This is a genomic window from Billgrantia kenyensis, from assembly GCF_013697085.1.
Taxonomy (GTDB): domain Bacteria; phylum Pseudomonadota; class Gammaproteobacteria; order Pseudomonadales; family Halomonadaceae; genus Halomonas; species Halomonas kenyensis.
The window spans coordinates 23291-39408 of record NZ_JACEFT010000006.1; the positions used below are offsets into that span (position 1 = coordinate 23291).

The following is a 16118-nucleotide window of genomic DNA, read 5'->3' on the forward strand; positions in this document are numbered from 1 at the left end:
CCCGAAGGCGATGTAACGCCCGGCAGAATTACTTCTGCATGGAGCGCTGGAACATACGGTTCATTTCCTCACGGTTCTGCTCGGACATCTGCAGAGCCGCCTGGGCGTCACGCTGGGCCTGGTTAGCGGTGTTCTGAGCCTGGGTGGCGATGCTGCGAGCTTCTGCAGCGTCGGCCTGAGCGGCTTCAGCAGTCTGGCGGACTTCGTCCAGAGCGGCATTGGTAGCACAACCAGCCAGGATAGCCATGGAGGCAGCAGCGGCGGTCAGCTTCAGGGTGGTCTTCAGAGTCATGATGTTCTCCTTGATTCTTCCTTGGTACTGCACAGGTTAGTACAGCGGCGTTGGTGTTGCCTGTGATCCAGGCTTCCTGCCAAATGCAGGTTCATAGCAGCGACTGCTGCCAAGCACAGGAATCAAACGCTGTTTTATAATACCCTACGGCGCTTGTCCATAGCTCGAAACGTCCCTTGCGTATCTTGAGCTTAGCGGATGACGACGCGAGTGCCAATGTCGACCAGCTCGGAGAGCCTCTCGATCTCTGCATCGGTCACCGCCACGCAACCCTGAGTCCAATGATAGCTGGCATGAACCTCCGGGTCCGCTCTACCGAGACCATGGATCCCGATGAACCCCCCCAGTACGGTTTGCTGGGGCGGGTAACCGTGGCGCCGGTAGTAGGCGAAATAATCTGCGTAATCTTGTTCCGTGTAAAGCCCTGATGTCAAAGCCATGCGCGCATGAGCCGGCGTAGGATAGTCAAGCCCGATGAAAATGTGCCACTGGCTCTCCCAGTTGAAGCGGTTGACGCGAAATTCACCCTTGGGCGTCACGTTGCCACCGTAGGTGCGCATCGTGTCGGCCCCCGAGCGGCCCAGCGAGACCGGTGCGAACCGCTCGAGTAGCAGATCCCCGCGGTAGACGCTCAATGTGGCATCGCTGTCATCGACGAGAATCCACACCTCTCCCCCATGGCGAGGCAGGTCGGCGCGAGCCAGCATGGTCTCGATCAGGTTGGCCTGGGCCTCGTGCCCCACTGCCAGGGTGAGGGGCGCCAGCATGAGCAGCTGACTGAAGCGGCGGCGAGAAACGTCGGTCATCGTGGCCTCACGCTCGGATCGGTTCGACAGTTTTATAACGTATCGCCAGGCCGCTGTCAGTTTTCTTAACGTAACCGCTGGGTGCGTTGATGCAGCATGATCCCGGTCAATGGCCAGGTCCCAAGCTTACCTCTAGGCTCACTGGAAGTTTCAGTATTCCTGTTATCGTTGCCCCGGAGCCGAAGCATGCCTACGTTTACCGAGCCTCCTATGCCACCACGCCATGCTCAGCAGCAAACCGCCGAGCGCGATCCCGACTTCGCTGCCTGGGCCAGGGGGTTTGGCATGATATCCCACGGTCCGGTGACCCAGGCGTGCATCGCTCGCCTGCTGGAGCGTCATGCCCATACGCCCGAGCACAGGCGGGAGTGGCTCACCAAGCTGATGGCTGCCGACCGGCTGGCCAACATGGGCATGTGGCTGGTTGCCCACATGACCTATGGGCAACGGGTGCGGCTGGATGGCAAGCCGCTCGATGCCGCCGACTTCAAGCAGCGCCCCGAGGGGCATACCGGCGGCACACTGAACATGGTTCCCGCCTACGTCGGCTACCTGACGGCCAACAGCCTCTCACGGCTGACCCGCAGCTGGATGATGGGGCAGGGGCACTGCGTAGCAGCCATCGACGCAATCAACGTGCTGGTGGACAACATGGGGCCGGCACACCATGAGCGCTACTCCCTGAGCGATGAAGGCCTGACGCGGCTGGTCAACGACTTCTATCATTGCGCAGTCGACCCGACCGGCCACCCGGCGTCTCCGCTCGGCAGTCACGTCAACCCTCACACGGCCGGTGGCATGAGCGAAGGCGGCTACCTGGGCTTTGCAGGGCTTCAGTATGTGCACATGCCTCTTGCGCACCAGCATCTTGTGGCCTTTCTAAGCGATGGCGCCTTCGAGGAACAGCGAGGCAGTGACTGGATGCCACGCTGGTGGCGCGCCGAGGACAGCGGCCCCGTGGTACCGGTGATGATCGCCAACGGTCGTCGTATCGACCAGCGTACGACCATGAGCCAGTCAGGCGGGACGCACTGGTTCGAGGAGCACCTCATCCTCAACGGGTTTGCGCCGTTGACCATCGACGGCCGCGACCCCGCTGCCTTTGCCTGGGCCATTCTCTCGGCAGAGGCTGAACTGGCCGAACAGGTCTACGCCCTCGAAGCGGGGCACGGCCGCTATCCGCTGCGCCTGCCCTATGTCATTGCCGAAACCGTCAAGGGGTACGGCTTCCCCGGGGCCGGCACCAACGCGGCTCATAACTTGCCTCTCGACGGCAATCCGGCACTGGATGAAACGGCTCGCAGGCAATTCAACGAGGGTGCCGCGGCACTTCACGTTCCCCTGGAAGAGCTGCGCCGAGCCGTAGCACAGCTCAACGATCACGCCACCAGCCAGCGCCCGAAGGAGCGCGACCACGACCTGGCCACGGCGGTTGTCCCCACGCCTTCCATGCCGGAGATACCCGCCTTCACCCAGGGCGAGCTCATCTCTCCCATGGCCGCCATCGATGACATGTTTTGCCGTTTGGTGGAAGCCAATCCTGAACTGCGGGTACGCGTCGGCAACCCGGACGAGATGCGCAGCAACCGTCTCAACCAGACCCTGGACCTGCTCAAGCATCGCGTGACCGACCCCGAACCGGGTGTGGCCGAATCGCTTCACGGCTCGGTCATCACCGCCCTCAACGAGGAAGCCGTGGTCAGCGCCGCCCTGGGCAACAAGCAGGGGCTCAACCTGGTGGCCTCCTACGAGGCCTTTGCGGTCAAGATGCTGGGAGCCATGCGCCAGGAGATCATCTTCGCCCGCCATCAGCGCGAGGCGGGACGCGAGCCGGGCTGGCTGTCGGTCCCGCTGCTTGCCAGTTCGCATACCTGGGAGAATGGCAAGAACGAGCAGTCGCATCAGGACCCAACCCTCTGCGAAGCCTGGCTCGGCGAGATGGACGACGTGGCACCCACGCTGTTTCCGGTGGATGCTCCCAGCGCCGTGCATGCCCTACAGCGTCTCTACGCCAGCCGCGGGCGTGTCGCAGTGGCCGTGGTGCCGAAGAATCCCGTGCCGGTGGTACTCAGCGCCGAGCAAGCGCAGCACCTGATCACGGATGGCATCCTGGCGCTGTCTACAGCACAGGATGCCCGCATCCAGCTCTTCGCGATCGGCGCTTACCAGCTGATTGAAATGCAGCGCGCCCAGTCACGCCTGCAGCAGGCAGGCATCCCCACTTCCCTGTTCGTGATTCAGGAACCGGGCAAGCTTCGCGAGGCCAGGGATGAACGGGAGGCAGACGCCACGCTGGGCGAAAGCCGCCTCAGCCAACTGGTGACCGATTGCCATGCCAGGGTCTTTCTCGCCCACTGCCGCCCCGAAGCGCTTTGCGGCGTGCTGAGGCCACTCGATACGGGGGGCGGCACACGCTTTCTTGGCTACCGCAATCGTGGCGGCACGCTGGACGTCTTCGGCATGCTTTATGCCAATCGCGCCACCTGGGCGCATGTCCTCGAGGCAGTGAGCGAGGTGGCGAAGCTGAAGCTCGAGCAGCTGCTCGACGAGCCGGAACGGCAGGCGCTGGCCGGCGAGGGGGATCCTGAAGCCCTGCGCTGAACCCTGCCGTGAAGCAACCGACTGCCTTCAGGCTCAGGCGGACAGGATCGCACCCATGCGGAAAACCTCCCGCAGGCTGGTGATACCGGCTTCGGCCTTGGCCAGGCCATCCTCCAGCATCAATCTGACGCCGCGGTCGTGGAGGCCGCGGCGCAGCTCGGATTCGTCGGCATGCCGGAGAATCCGGGCATGATCCCCCGCATTGAGCTGCCATATTTCGAACACGCCGATACGCCCGTGATAACCCAGGCCATCGCACTGCGGGCACCCTCTGGCGCTCCAGGCCAGCTGCGGAGGCACCAAGCCGATCGCTTCCAGCCACTCCCTGTCGCGCCTGTCCGGCGGTGCCTGCTCTCGGCAGTGCGCGCAAAGACGCCGCACCAGGCGCTGGGCGATGACCAGCCCCAGGTTGGCGCTGATCTCGTTGTCCGTGAGCCCGAGCTGGCGCATTGAAGTGACCACCCCAACGCCGTCACGACTGTGGAGCGTGCCCATCAGCGAGCGCCCGCTGCTGGTCACGCTCAAGGCAGCCTGAGCCGATTCTCGGTCGCGCACTTCGCCAATAAGCACGTAGTCGGGATCGAGCCTGAGCATGGAGCGGGTGCCACCGGCAAAATCGAGACCATGCTCGACATCGACCTGGATCTGGTTGACCCCGGGTATGCTGTATTCGACCGGGTTCTCCAGAGTAATCACGTGGCTGTCGGTCAGTCGCAGTTGGCTGAGCAGTGTATACAGCGTCGTGGTCTTGCCGGCGCCCGTGGGTCCGGCCACCAGCAGCATGCTGCCGGTGGCATCCATCCATCGCCGTATGCCCATGGCACCCTCTTCGCCAATACCCAACGCAGCGGTGTCGTCGAAGGCCAAGGGGGGAGTCAGGAAGCGTATGGCGAGCTTTTCCCCAGCAATGCAGTGCACTGCCGTGATACGCAGGTGGATCTCCTCGTCGCCCTCCTCTCGGGCCCAGCTGAACCCTCCCTCCATGGTTGCCACGGCAGGCACCGGGTTGAGTCTGGAGAGGACCTTGAACTGGTTGGCCAGGCGCAAGCCCTGCCCAGCGTCGAGTTTCACAGCCTCGACGATCCGGCCGTCGATGCGCAGGCGAATCCGATAGGCATCCGGCTCGGGGTCCAGATGCACATCGGTGGCCCGGGCGCGCACGGCATCGTCGAGCAGGGCATGCGCCTCGAGCGGGCTGTCACCGGAGGACCGGCTGGCCTCGAGCATCGGCAGCAGCGCAGGCAACAAGTGGTGGCGTTCGCTTTCCTCGGACACGGCCGATCCCTCCCTGATCGCTCGGTGACAAGTCATGTTCTACGGGGCAGTCTAGCCCAAGCTCACGTGGCTGCAGTCGGAGGAGGTCGGAAAACGGCAGCACCCGCCAGGCAAGGCCTGGCGGGTGCTCGGGGGCTGGCGAGATAGCGCGCTACGCTGTCAGCTGCCGCTCTCGTAGCGATCCGCTACGGTGAAGACGCTCTGCAGCTTGTGCTTCTTGCCGTAGATATGAACGGTCGTCTCGTCGAACGGGAAATGGTCGCGGTACTTGCTGTCGTTGTTGAAGCGGGGCTTGTGGGCATTGATCATTGCCGCCGTCATGCGCTCACGGTTGGGGTGGCCGACCAGCGCAGCGGCATACCAGATTTCCTCGCCCGGCTGGATGAAGGCATGCCACTTGTCGTGATCCGGGTGGTGCTCGAGACCGTAGCGGATACTGCGATGCTCACCCACGTAGAGCAGCTCCTGGACATCCATTTCATCGGTTTCCGGATCCTTGGCTGCCCGAAAGACACAGAAGAAGCCCGACTCGTCCGGGGTGTCGTGCAACTGGTCGCGGGTCCAGTAGCCCAACATCTTGGGAGAGAGCAATTGATCGGCCATGGGGTCTCCTTAATAATCTTCCAGTCGTTGCATATCACGGGCGATCCGCCGCACTTCCGCCTCATGTCCCGATGCGAGCGCCTCGAAGAAGGCCCGCTCGTCATTGCCGCCAGACAGCTCGGCGCGATGCGCATAGAGATCCTGAAGCGTCCTGTGCGTGGTCAGCGCTGTGGCTAGGACGTTCTGCACACTTTCACCATTGGCGCTTTCCGGCAAACGTTCAAGTACCGGGGCATGCGGGAAATCGTTGGGGTCATCGAACCAGGTCTCGAGTACGGTGCTGTGATCGCTGCCATCATCAAGATAGCCCAGCAGGTCGTTCTGCATCTTCCGCTCTCGCTCGGTCAGATACTCCAGTGCCATCCGCACCCGCTCGTTATCCCCCGCGGCGGCCATACGCGAATATTGGTCGGCCAGACGGGCATGATAATCCGCCGCCCAGTCGACCAGTTCCTTGACTTGATGAAAGCGCATAGTCACATCCCCCAGCGTCGCGTTGTGTCCTCTACACAGCTTAACCAAAACAACAAAAAGACAAATTGATGCATATCAACGCTCGTGCTGTACGCTACCAACGCCATCCGCATAGCAGGCATCATCGAACGACACCCGTATCAGCAACGAATAGAGCACCGGCACCACGCACAGGGTGATCAGCGCAGCGGCGAGCAGTCCGAAGATGATGGTGATCGCCATGGGAGCCCAAAGCAGCCCGCCACCCAGCCAGAGCGGCAGCAAGCCGCCACTGGTGGTGAGCGTCGACATCAGCACCGGGCGCAGGCGCCGCCGCCCCGCCTCGAGGATCGCCTCCTGGGGCGAGAGATGCTCGCGCTCCAGATCGATGCGGTCGATCAGCACGATGGCGTTGTTGATGACGATGCCTGCCAGCGACACCACCCCGAGGAAGGTCATGATACCGAAGTGGGAGCCAGTGATTGTCAGGCCGAAGATCACCCCGATCAGCGACATTGGGATAGTGGCCAGGATGATCAGCGGACGACGCAGGGAGTTGAACTGCACCACCAGCAGCAGCAGGATCGCCATGGCGCCGATGGGAAGTTTCTCGGCGATGGAGTCGGTCGCGACACGCGACGACTCCACCTCACCGCCGAACTCGAAGAAATAGCCCTCCGGCCAGCTTGCCTGCTGCGCTTCGAGCCAGGGGCGCAGCTCGGAGGCCACCCCGGCGGCGGTGACCCCGCGGGCCAGCTCCGCCTCCACCGAGATGGTGCGGAAGCGGTCCCGGCGCAGGATGCGCGCCGGCCCCCAGTCGAGCTCGACCTCGGCCACCTGGGCCAGGGGCACCCCTACCCCGCCGTCGGCGGGCAGCACGATGATACCCTCCAGGTCGTCGGGGGTGCGCGCCTCGCCGCGCTCGTTGCGCAGTTGGATCGGCACCAGGGTGTCGCCGTCGCGGAAGGTGCCGACGGTCATCCCCGAGAGCGCCGTCTGCAGGCTCAGCGCCACGTCGCGCTCGGTGACGCTGGCGCGCAGCGCCCGGGCCGGGTCCACGTCGATGCGCAGCCGCTTGATCCACTCGCCCCAGTCGTCGCGCACGTTTCGCGTCCCCGGCACCTCGGCCACCCGCTGGCGCACCTCCTCGGCGATGCGGCGCAGGGTCGCCTCGTCGTCGCCGGAGAGCCGCACCGCAAGCGGCACCGTCACCGGCGGGCCGAAGCTGGTGGCCGCCACGGTGGCCTGCAGGTCGGGGAAGCGCTCCGTGAGCCAGCCGTCGAGACGCTCGATCACCCCGTCTACCGCCTGCCAGCGGTTGGTCTGCATCAGCAGAAAGGCATACTCAGGGCTCGGCGGCTCCGGGGCGTGGTTGATGATATAGCGCTCGCCGCCGAAGCCAATGAAGCTGCCCCAGCGGTCGACCCCGTCACGCACCCAGTCGCCCTGCTCGTCTCGCTCGGCAACAAGCTCCTCGGCCAGGAAGGCCTCGACCTCCTCTACCACCGCCTGAGTGCTCTCGATGGGTGCCGAGAAGGGCAGGCGCAGCTCGGCGGTGACGATGGTGCGCTCCGCCTGAGGAAAGAATATCTTGGGCAGCGGCCCAAAGCCGAGCCAGGCCAAGCCCAGCAGGCCGGCCACCGCGACCAAGGTCAGAGCTCGTTGGCGCAGCAGGTCCAACAGCAACCGGCGATATCCAGCGTAGACCCTCTCGGCGATACGCGCCGATAACGGCGGGCGTGTCTTGCCCTTCTGGTCGCTTTCACCGTCGCACGCCACTCCCCCCTCCTCTCCCTCGGACGAAGCGCCATCATCTTTCGGCTTGACCCGGATAAAGGCCACGCAGAGCAGCGGGATCATGGTCAGCGAGAGCAGCCAGGAGGAGAGCAGCGTGATGGTGACCACCTGGAACAGCGAGCGGGTGTACTCCCCCACGTCGGAGACCGCCAGGAACTGAGGCAGAAAGGCCGCCGCCGTGGTGAGCGAGGCGGTAAGCAGCGGAAAGCGCAGCTGCCGGGCGGAGTCCAGAGCCGCCTGGCGCACGCTCTTGCCCTCCCGGGCCGAGACCTGGATCGACTCCACCATGACGATGGCGTTGTCCACCAGCATGCCCAGGGCGATGATCAGCGCCCCCAGCGAGACCTGGTCCAGCCCGATGTCGAAAAGCCCCATGAAAGCGAGGCAGGCAAGTATCGCCGATGGCACCAGGCTCGCCACGATCAGCCCGGTGCGCAGCCCCAGGAAGAGCAGCATCACCAGGCAGACAAGCGCCACCGCCTGCAGCAGGTTGACCAGGAATTCGTTGATGCGCTCCTCGACCCGGTCGGGCTGGTTGGCCAGCACCTCGAACTCGAGGCCCACGGGCAGCTCGCGCTCGAGGCGCTCGATGGCGCCCTCTACCTGCTCGCCCAGGTCGAGGATGTTGCCCCCCTCGCGCATGGCAACGGCGATGGCGAGCCCCTGGACGCCATTGGCGTGGTAGCGGGTCATGGGCGGCTCGGCGTAGCCGTGGCGCACCTCCATCAGCGAGCCCAGAGGCACCAGGCTACCGTCGGGCAGCGGTAGCAGTGCCCGGCGGATGTCGTCGATGTGAGTGAAGTTGCCGGTGGGCTCGAGGATCATCCGCTCGTCGCCGCTGCGGATCGCCCCGCCGGGCAGCACGATGTTGCGAGCCGCGAGCAGCTGGGCAAGCCCCTGGGGAGAGACCCCCAGCTCGGCCAGGCGCGCCTCGCGGTACTCCAGAAAGATGCGCTCCTCGGCAAAGCCGTGGACGTTGACCTTGGCCACGTCGTCGAGCCTCAAGAGCCGGTCGCGGACGTCGTCGGCGACCTCCTTGAGCTCCGCCTGCTCATACCCTTCGCCGGTCAGCGAGAGCATGATGCCGAAGACGTCGCCGAACTCGTCGTTGATGATGGGCGCCTGGGCCTCGTCGGGGAGCTTTCCTCGGGCATCGCCCACCTTGCGGCGCAGCTTGTCCCAGCCCGCCTGGACATCCTTGACGTCCGGACGCAGCTCGACCCGGATGATGGAGACCCCGGCCCGGGAGGTGCTCTCGACGAAGTCCAGCTCGGGCATCTCCATGATGGCGGTCTCCAGCGGGTCGCTGACCAGCTGCTCGACCCGCTCCGGGGTCGCGCCGGGCAGATAGGTGACCACCTGGGCCACCCGCACCGTCACCGCCGGGTCCTCGGCCCGGGAAATGGAGAGGTAGCTGATCACCGCCCCCAGCAGCACCACCAGCAGCCCGGCGATGGTCACCCGGTTGTAGCGCAGCGCGGCTTCGGTGAGGGTCACGGCGCGCCCTCCCCATCGGCGCGACGGTCATCGATGAGGCGCACCCGCATGCCGTCGTGGAGCCGGCTCATTCCCGCCACGATCAGCTGCTGGCCCGGCTCGAGCCCCGCCAGCACCTCCAGGCGCTCGCCGTGGCGCCCGCCCAGGGTCACCGCCTGGCGCACCACCCTCGCCTCGCGGCTTCTGTTGCCATGGCTGGTATCGCCCTCTGCCGGCTCGGCCACCTTCTCTTCCGCCACGTAAACGAAATGGCCATCGATATCCCGCTGCACCGCCACCATGGGCACCCAGATGCCGCTTCCCGGGCCGCCCAGCGGGAGCGTCAGCTCCGCCGCCATGCCGGGGCGCAGCCGATCACGCACCTCCTCTGTCAGACCGAGCAGCCGAACCCGCAGCGGCCAGGTGGCCTGGCGGGGATCCACCGGCAGGCCGATCTCGGTCACTTCGCCGGCCAGGGTGAGGTCGGCAAGCGGCAGGCGCACGCCAACCGGTGCCCCCGCCACCAGCGTGCCCAGCAGGTCCTCGGAGAGCGCGGCGCGCACCTCAAGCTCATCCCCGCAGGCGAGCACCAGCACCGGCTGGCCGGCACCGACGTTCTCGCCGGCCTCCACCGGTCGATTCGCCACTCGGCAATCGCCGGGGGCCTCCAAGTGGGCAAAGCCCAGCTGGCGCTCGGCCAGGGCCAGGGCGTCCCGGGCGCCGTCCCGCTGGGCCCGGGATGCCTCCACCTGGGCACGGGCCGCGTCGAGGTCGCGCGCCGGGACGCTGCCCGCCTCATAGAGGCGACGGGCGCGCTGCCATTCAGCCTCGGCGTTGGCCGCCGCCGCCTGGCTGCCGGCCAGGGCCGAACGGGCACGGTCGCGCTGCAGGCGCAGGTCGGTGGCCTCAAGGCGGGCCAGGCGCTGGCCGGCTTCCACCCGCTCCCCCACCGTCACCTCGAAGGCCTCGAGCTGACCCGCCACCCGGAAACTCATCCGTCGGTTGGCAGCCGCCTCCAGGCGCCCCGGCAGCTCGCGCTCACCGGCCACCCCACTGGCCTCCACGATCAGGGTACGCACCGGGCGCAGCGGCGACTCCTCGACCGGCTCGTCGGCGCAGCCGACCAGCAGCACCAATACCGCCAGCAGGACGATATGCCGCATGATCATCGACTCTCTCCACTGTTCGCCGCAACATTCACGCCATCAAGCAGTCGGTCCCGGGCCTCGGCGACCATGGGACCCGGTGTCACGCCCAGGGCACGCTGCAGGTGCACCAGCGCCTGGAGCGCCTGCCAGCGCGCTTCGGCGGCGGCCAGCCCCGCCTGACGGGCGCTGGTGCGGGCATCTAGCAGCGCCACCTGGGGCAGCGCGCCCTCGCGCCAGCCCGCTTCGGCCAGGGCCAGGGCCTCCTCGGCGTGGCCCAGCGCCTCGTCGCGCAAGGCGATACGCCGCCAGGCGGCGGCGAGCTCAACGCTGGCCGCGCGCAGCCGGGCCTCCAGGCCGAGGCGCGCCTCGGCATCCTCGAGTGCCACCTGCTCCAGACGCCCCGCGGACCGATCACGCTCGATGCTGCGCCGCCCACCGGCATAAAGCGGCAGCCGCGCCGAAAGGCCGACGCTCCACTCGTCGCGGCCGGTCTCGGGCAGCGCCACCCCGGCCCCCTCGAGGGCCGCGGCACCGGCCTGGACGGTGGGATGGGACGACTCCCAGGGTGCCCGCTCCCCCGCGCCGCTTCGGGAAAACTCGCTGATATAGCGCGCCTCCAGCCCCACCTCGGGAACCCAGAAAGCGCGCCGGCGGGAGCTGAGCTCCCGCTCGGCGGCGCGGCGCAGCTCGCCCAGCGCGGCGAGCTCCGCCGAGTCGCGCAGGGCGCGCTCCACCAGCCGCTGCTGCCAGGCGGCGAGACTCGCCGGGGTGGCGAGCGCCGCATCGAAGCGAGGGTCGCCACCCAGCCATTCCCGGCGGCCCAGGTCCGGCTCGACCGGCAGGAGCGAGGCATCGGGCTCGCGGCCGAGGCGCCGATTCAGGGCAATGGCCAGCCGCTCGCGGTCGGCCACCGCCTGCTCCAGACGCTCCCGGGCCTGGGTGAGCTCCGCCTCGAAGCGCGCCACCTCGCCCCGCCCCACGGCGCCGGCTTGTTCATCACGCACCGCCTGGTCGCGCTGGGCGCGGGCGAGTTCGAGGTCGGCCTCGAGGACCTCGCGGCTCGCCTCCAGGCGCAGCAGGTCGAGGAACTCCCGCGCCACCTCCAGGGCCAAGTCGAGGCTCTCCACCTCGAGTTCGGCCCGTCGGGCGCGATCGCGGCTGCCGGCGACGGCGATGGCGGCCAGCGCCGGCTCTGAGAAGAGCAGCTGCTCGAGCACCACGCCGCCCGTGACCCGGTGCTCCGGTTCCTGGCCCAGGGCGGCACGGGCCCGGGTTTCGTCGATCATCCGCCCAGTGGCTTCCAGATAGAGGCTGGGGCGATAGCGCGACGCCGCCAGATCGCGCTCGTGGGCGTCTACCTCGACCGCCTGACGGGAAGCGGAAAGGCCCAGATTGTCGGCAAGCGCCAGGGCCACTGCCTGACCGAGCTCCAGCCGCTTGTCATCGGGGGAGCCGGCCTCGCCCAGCAGGCGGGCCTGACTGAGCAAAGTAAAACTCGGCGACCAATCGAGGCGCGCGGCGGTGTCCAGGTTGAGCCAGGCGCGGTCCAGCGCGGGGCGGCTCTCCAAGGGTTCTGGCGTGCGCCCGGCGGCCGTGTCGTCCAGCCGCAGCGCCAGGCGGCGCAGCCAGGCTTCGCGATCCAGCGCCCCGGGTGAGGAGAGCAGCGCACCGCGCTCGACCTGTCGAGCGTCGGTGAGCGCCACCCCGGGCACGCCGGCGGCGGCCAGCTTGTTTAGTAGCCGGCGCTGGGCCGGCGCGTCGTGTTCGGGCAGGGCCAGCAGCAGGGCAACATCGGCTTCCCCCAACTCGGCAACGGTGGGCAGTCGCGAAGGCTCCACGGTCAGGGGCACCAGGGCGATGCCACGGGCATCGGCCTCGGCGGCCAGGGACTCGCTGGCAGGCCCGACCACGCCGGGCGGGCCGATCAGCAGCACCCGGGAGGCGCCCTCGAGGGGCTCGAGGGCGAAAGGGACGGTGGCGGTGAGGAGCGCGGGCGTTTCCAAGCGCGCCAGGCCCGGCAGGCGGGCCCCGCCGCCGGGCGGCGCCGGCACCAGTGTCGGCGCGGTGCGCCCGGCGGCGAGGCGCCTCAGTTCCTGCTGCAGGGCGGGCAGGTCGGCCTCACCGCCGGGCAGCAGGCGGGGGTCCAGCCCCAGCTCGGCCGCCCCGGCGGGAGCCGATGCCAGCAGCAGGACCAGCAAAGGGGGGATGAACAGGCGCGTCCATGCGGTGGCGTTCATATCGGGTGCCCGGTGGGTGGCGGATGGCCCCGAGTATAAACGACTGTTTGAAAGTTACCAGCCAGTAACGCCAAAGATCTGGCAAGATGCTGCCAACAATCGTCTCTCTACCACTCCTGACTGGTTTCCCGCAGTGCCGCGATTTCAAGCTTGGCGTCTTCCAGGCACGCCCTGATCTCGTCGCCAAGCGCCGCGCTGCTGCCCACGGCGATAAGTCCCGGCTGGGCAACGTTTCGGCGTCGCGCCACACCCGTACTCTCATGCAGGGCCTCGATGCGCTGCAGCAGCCTCCCCAGCCAGCTCTCGGGCCGGGCCGCCAGCTCACGCAGCCGGTGAAGCTCGGCTATGCCGGCCCCCTCCCTGCCCAGCAGCTCGCGCCAGTCGTGACGCTCGAGCCGAGCATGTTCGGTAACCTCACGCAATAGCGACTCGAGCGCCAGCTCGACAAGCGCCAGCGCGGCCTCCTCGGCGGCCATCCGACGCGCCTCGGCATGCTCGTCAGTACCCGGCGCGACATCGAGCAACAGCTCGGCCTGGTAGAGCAACTGGTTGGTACGGCCACGCGGGGTCACTTGCGCTTGTCCTCCACCTGCCATTTTCCACCATGGTAGCTGGCCCGCCAGCCGGTTGCCTTGCCCTCTTCCTCGGTCATCACGAACTGCTCCTTGTTCTTGCGCGAGTAGCGAATCTGGGTCGGGCGGCCATCCGGGTCCTGGCTCGGCGCATCGAGCAGGTAGCGATACTTGTCGGGAAGCTCCTCGGCATGAGCCTTGAGTTCGCTGACCAGCGGGGGGCGCGTCTCGCGATTCCGCGGGAACTTGCTGGCAGCCAGGAACAGGCCACTGGCACCGTCGCGCAATACGTAATGGTCGTCGACCTTCTGGCAGGCCAGCTCCGGCATCGGTATCGGGTCCATCTTGGGTGGCGCCACCTCACCGCTGCGCAGCAGCTTGCGGGTGTTCTTGCAGGCCTCGTTGGTGCAGCCGAAGTACTTGCCGAAGCGGCCGGACTTGAGCTGCATCTCGCTGCCGCACTTGTCGCACTCGATGGTGGGGCCCTCGTAGCCCTTGATACGGAACTTGCCGTGCTCGACCTCGTAGCCGTCACAGTCCGGGCTGTTGCCGCAGATATGCAGTTTGCGCTTCTCGTCGATCAGGTAGCTGTCCATCGCCGTACCGCACTTCGGGCAGCGGTGCTTCGCGCGCAGCGCCTGGGTCTCGGCCTCCTCCCCGGCATCGGCGGGCACCGCCTCGTCGCCGGGCAGCAGGTCGATGGTGGTCTTGCAGCGTTCCTTGGGCGGCAAGTTATAGCCGGAGCAGCCCAGGAAGACCCCGGTCGAGGCCGTGCGGATCTGCATCTTGCGAGCGCAGGTGGGGCAGTCGATATCGGTCGGCACCGGCTGGTTGGGGCGCATGCCCTCCTCACTCTCGGCGGCCTCCAACTCTTCGCGGAATTCGGCATAGAACGCATCGAGCAGTTCGCGCCAGTTGCGCTCGCCTTCGGCCACTTCGTCGAGGCTGTCCTCCATTCTCGCGGTGAAGGAGTAGTCCATCAGGTCGGGGAAGGACTCCTTCAGCCGTTCGGTGACGATATCGCCGAGCTTCTCGGCATAAAAGCGGCGGCTCTCCAGCTTGACGTAGCCGCGATCCTGGATGGTGCTGATGATTGAGGCGTAGGTCGAGGGGCGACCGATACCGCGCTTCTCCAGCTCCTTGACCAGGCTCGCCTCGGTGTAGCGCGCCGGCGGCTTGGTAAAGTGCTGCTGCGGATCCAGCGCCTCGAGCCGCATCGGCGTTCCCTCGGCCAGATCCGGCAAGGCCTGGTCATCGCTCTTGCCAGCCGGCTTCATCACCCGGGTATAGCCGTCGAACTTGAGTACCCGCCCCTTGGCACGTAGCTCGAAACCTTCTGCCTCGACGGTCAGGGTACTGGAGAGATATTCGGCAGGGGTCATCTGACAGGCCACGAACTGGCGCCAGATCAGCTCATAGAGCCGCTCGGCATCACGCTCCATGCCGGCCAGGTCGCCGGTCTTGCGGTTCACGTCCGAGGGGCGAATCGCCTCGTGTGCCTCCTGGGCGCCCTCCTTGCTCGAATAGCGGTTGGGCGACTCCGGCAGGTAGCGCTTGCCGTACTCCTGCTCGATATGCTCGCGCGCCATGGCCACCGCATCCTGCGACAGGTTGGTGGAGTCGGTACGCATATAGGTGATGTAGCCCGCCTCGTAGAGGCGCTGGGCCAGGGTCATGGTCTTCTTCACCGAGAAGCCGAGGCGCCCGCTGGCAGCCTGCTGCAGGGTCGAGGTGATGAAGGGCGCATTGGGCTTGGAGCGGGTCGGCTTGTCTTCGCGCCCAGTGATTGCCAACGAGGCCTGGCGCAGCGGCTGGATGCGCTCGAGGGTCTCGGCCTCCGAAGTGGGCCGGAATGCCTTGCCATACTGACGCACCAGCTCGAAGCGCACCGGCTCGCCTTCGCTCGATACGAGATCGGCATGCACGTCCCAGAATTCCTCAGGCACGAAAGCACGAATCTCGCGCTCGCGCTCGACGATCAGGCGCACCGCCACCGACTGCACGCGACCGGCGGAAAGGCCGCGGGCGATCTTGGCCCACAGCAAGGGCGAGAGCATGAAGCCCACCACACGGTCGAGAAACCGCCGTGCCTGCTGAGCCTCGACGCGGGGGATATTGAGCGTGCCCGGCTCCTTGAAGGCCTCCTTTATGGCGTTCTTGGTGATCTCGTTGAACACCACCCGGCGATAGCGTTCATCGTCACCGCCGATGGTTTCCTTGAGATGCCAGGCGATTGCCTCCCCCTCCCGGTCAAGGTCGGTCGCGAGATAGACGGCATCGGCCTTCTCGGCAAGCTTCTGCAGCTCGGAGACTACCTTTTCCTTGCCGGGCAGGATTTCGTAGTGGGCTCGCCAGCCATGCTCGGGGTCGATACCCATGCGCCGGACGAGCTGCTCCTTGGCCTTGTGCTTCTTGTACTCGGCTTTCTCCTCAGGCGACATCTTGCGCGTCGCCGCCGCCTGGCGGGCACGCTCCTTGGGGTCGGAGGCTGCCTTGCCCGAGCCGCTCGTCGGCAGGTCACGAATGTGGCCCACGCTCGACTTAACGACGAATTCGCTGCCGAGATATTTATTGATCGTCTTGGCCTTGGCCGGCGACTCGACGATGACCAATGACTTGCCCATAGTGCTCCACTTTCTGCAAGGCGGGTCCACTACCCCACCTGACGGTTCCGGCCCGCCGGTCCTCGGCGGACATTCCGTACGGGGTGAAAAATGCGCTTACCCTACCCCAGCCACCCGTTTCACGCCAGTCGCTTCCGCATGGCGGCAGTAAAGCAGCTCCAGCAACAAGGCATCAAGCGAGTTGGCAATTCATGCGAGCCCAATACACCTCACACAGCAGAAATGCGACGCCCC

General features: G+C 66.6%; 11 protein-coding genes. 1 reads left to right on the plus strand and 10 read right to left on the minus strand.

What is annotated here, in order from left to right; all coding sequences use genetic code 11:
- Positions 1-28: 28 nt before the first annotated feature.
- A complete protein-coding gene (locus H1D44_RS07260) occupies positions 29-292 on the minus strand; it encodes an Lpp/OprI family alanine-zipper lipoprotein (protein ID WP_010629080.1) in 264 nt (87 codons plus the stop codon).
- A 191-nt stretch (positions 293-483) separates the two neighbouring features.
- Complete coding sequence (locus tag H1D44_RS07265; RefSeq protein ID WP_422671659.1) at positions 484-1059, minus strand: L,D-transpeptidase family protein; 576 nt, start codon at positions 1057-1059, stop codon at positions 484-486.
- Positions 1060-1284: 225 nt separating this feature from the next.
- Here H1D44_RS07265 and H1D44_RS07270 point away from each other — a divergent pair, with 225 nt between their 5' ends.
- Positions 1285-3699 (plus strand): phosphoketolase family protein, encoded by a 2415-nt coding sequence (locus tag H1D44_RS07270; protein WP_238984436.1) that lies wholly within the window; start codon positions 1285-1287, stop codon positions 3697-3699.
- A gap of 33 nt (positions 3700-3732) precedes the next feature.
- Here H1D44_RS07270 and H1D44_RS07275 read toward each other — a convergent pair whose 3' ends face one another.
- From H1D44_RS07275 to topA, 8 genes are all read right to left on the minus strand, one after another.
- Entirely contained in the window at positions 3733-4974 is a 1242-nt protein-coding gene (locus tag H1D44_RS07275) for an ATPase, T2SS/T4P/T4SS family (RefSeq protein ID WP_181514185.1), read from the minus strand.
- 159 nt (positions 4975-5133) lie between these two features.
- Positions 5134-5577 carry a hypothetical protein gene (locus tag H1D44_RS07280; protein ID WP_181514186.1) on the minus strand — a complete coding sequence of 148 codons (444 nt, stop codon included), beginning with the start codon at positions 5575-5577 and terminating at the stop codon, positions 5134-5136.
- Positions 5578-5586: 9 nt separating this feature from the next.
- Positions 5587-6051, minus strand: a complete 465-nt coding sequence (locus tag H1D44_RS07285; RefSeq protein ID WP_181514187.1) for a 2-hydroxyacyl-CoA dehydratase — start codon at positions 6049-6051, stop codon at positions 5587-5589.
- Between the two features lie 75 nt (positions 6052-6126).
- Positions 6127-9324, minus strand: a complete 3198-nt coding sequence (locus H1D44_RS07290; RefSeq protein WP_181514188.1) for an efflux RND transporter permease subunit — start codon at positions 9322-9324, stop codon at positions 6127-6129.
- Positions 9321-10472 (minus strand): efflux RND transporter periplasmic adaptor subunit, encoded by a 1152-nt coding sequence (locus H1D44_RS07295; RefSeq protein WP_181514189.1) that lies wholly within the window; start codon positions 10470-10472, stop codon positions 9321-9323. Before H1D44_RS07295 ends, H1D44_RS07290 begins: the two co-directional genes overlap by 4 nt.
- A complete protein-coding gene (locus H1D44_RS07300; protein WP_181514190.1) occupies positions 10469-12688 on the minus strand; it encodes a TolC family protein in 2220 nt (739 codons plus the stop codon). Before H1D44_RS07300 ends, H1D44_RS07295 begins: the two co-directional genes overlap by 4 nt.
- Positions 12689-12795: 107 nt before the next feature.
- Positions 12796-13260, minus strand: coding sequence for a DUF6586 family protein (locus H1D44_RS07305; RefSeq protein WP_181514191.1), 465 nt, complete (start codon positions 13258-13260; stop codon positions 12796-12798).
- The gene (gene topA, locus H1D44_RS07310) at positions 13257-15884 is read right to left on the minus strand and encodes a type I DNA topoisomerase (protein WP_181514192.1); all 2628 of its coding nucleotides are present in this window, start codon (positions 15882-15884) and stop codon (positions 13257-13259) included. The genes H1D44_RS07305 and topA overlap by 4 nt, the downstream gene beginning before the upstream one ends.
- Positions 15885-16118: the final 234 nt, after the last annotated feature.